General features: G+C 70.9%; 1 protein-coding gene and 1 pseudogene. Both read left to right on the plus strand.

The features are described 5' to 3' along the window. Positions 1-497 (plus strand): annotated as a pseudogene (locus FNH04_RS45290) (DNA primase); the annotation flags it as partial. 135 nt (positions 498-632) lie between these two features. Then, positions 633-1988, plus strand: coding sequence for a sigma-70 family RNA polymerase sigma factor (locus FNH04_RS45295; protein ID WP_322725711.1), 1356 nt, complete (start codon positions 633-635; stop codon positions 1986-1988). Positions 1989-2100 lie beyond the last annotated feature (112 nt).

Below are 2100 nucleotides of genomic sequence, written 5' to 3' on the forward strand. Positions count from 1 at the left end.
CCACGGGCCCGGCCCTCACCCTCCGCAACCCGGTCTACGCCACCGAGCGCGAGCTGCTCAAACTCGCCCTGCAGCGGCCGGAGCTGGTCTCCCCGGCGTTCGACGCGTACGGGGTCGACGAGTTCACCGCCGCTCCGTACGCGGCAGTGCGCCAGGCCGTCATGGACGCGGGCGGCGCCGAGTACGGGGTGCAGGACCCGCAGGAGTACCTGGTCCGGGTCCGCGAGGCGGCGCCGGACGACGTGGTGCGGGCCATGGTGACCGAGCTGGCGGTCGAGGCGATCATGCGCAAGAAGGTCGACGAGGTGTACGCGGGCGACCAGCTGGTCACCGTGCGCCGCCGGGCCGTCGAGCGCCGTGTCCGCGACATCCAGTCCAGTCTGGCCCGTCTCGGCCAGCACGCCGACCCGGCCCACTTCGCCGCCGTACAGAACGAGTTGTGGGTCCTCCAGCAGTACGACCAGGCACTGAGGGAGCGGGGCGCGGAGGCGCTCTGAGCGCCGGACGACCGTCTCGCACACCCTCAGCGACACTCCGGTACATCAGGGTAACCAAGCGGTCACGGACCGGACGCAAAAAGTCACCGCACGCCCCTCGTGGCGGCGATGTGTCGTACTCCACACTGGGTTCCGGTGCCTGAGTCCTCGGAGCGCGGCCGACCCGCCTTCAACGGGTCCGAGACCCCCGCGGTTCCGCTCAATGACTACGGGATGGACGGCGGCGAGGCCGTCGCCACCCCCGACGTACCGCTGCCGCATGCTTCAGCAGCGACATTCCTGGAGGTCGCCCCCGTGCAGACCCAGACCCTCGCACAGAACGAGATCAGTACGGACGGTACGGAGCCCGACGAGGAGACCGCCGTCATCGCGGCGGTGCCCCCGCAGAGCCGGGCCGCGCACCACCCCGAGGCGGAGCCGGAGGGCCCGCCGCCGGAGCTGGAGGAGCCGCCGGCAGGCGCGGTGGAGACAGCGGAAACGGCGGAATCGGCGGAATCGGCGGAGACGACGGAACCCGTGGAGCCCGCCGAGCCCGTGGAGCAGGTGGAACCGCCACGAGGCCGCACCGACAACAGCACCGGCCCCTCCTCGGACCTCTTCCGCCAGTATCTGCGGGAGATCGGCCGCATCCCCCTCCTCACGGCCGCGGAGGAAGTGGAGCTGGCACGCCGTGTCGAGGCCGGTCTGTTCGCCGAGGAGAAACTCGCCGGCGCGCCCGACCTGGACACCCAACTGGCCATGGACCTGGACAGGTTGGTGGTCATGGGCCGGATGGCCAAGCGCCGTCTGATCGAGGCGAACCTGCGGCTGGTGGTGTCGGTGGCGAAGCGTTACGTCGGGCGGGGCCTGACGATGCTGGACCTGGTGCAGGAGGGGAACCTGGGCCTGATCCGGGCAGTCGAGAAGTTCGACTACGCCAGGGGCTACAAGTTCTCCACCTACGCGACGTGGTGGATCCGCCAGGCCATGTCCCGGGCCCTGGCCGACCAGGCCCGCACGATCCGCGTCCCGGTCCACGTGGTCGAGCTCATCAACCGGGTGGTCCGCGTGCAGCGACGCATGCTCCAGGAACGCGGGTACGAACCCACCTCCGACGAGGTGGCCGCCCACCTCGACCTCCCCGGCGAGCGCGTCAGCGAGGTCCTCCGCCTGGCCCAGGAGCCCGTCTCCCTCCACGCCCCCGTGGGCGAGGAGGACGACGTCGCGCTCGGCGACCTGATAGAGGACGGCGACGCGACGAGCCCGGTGGAGTCGGCGGCGTTCCTGCTGCTGAGGGAACACCTGGAGGCGGTCCTCTCGACGCTGGGCGAACGCGAACGGAAGGTCGTCCAACTCCGCTACGGCCTGGCGGACGGCCGCCCGCGCACCCTGGAGGAGATAGGCCGCATCTTCGGCGTGACGCGCGAACGCATCCGCCAGATCGAGTCCAAGACGTTGAACAAACTCAGGGACCACGCGTTCGCAGACCAGCTGCGGGGCTACTTGGACTGACGACACGGTGTTTTCGGGCGCGGGCCGGTGGGGGCTGTCGCGCCCCGCACCATCCAGCCCCTCCGGCGTTTGAGGAGCGGGGGTCCGGGGGGCAGCCGCCCCTGGGATGGGA

It is taken from the genome of Streptomyces phyllanthi (assembly GCF_009377205.1).
In the GTDB taxonomy this organism is placed as follows: Bacteria; Actinomycetota; Actinomycetes; order Streptomycetales; family Streptomycetaceae; genus Streptomyces; species Streptomyces phyllanthi.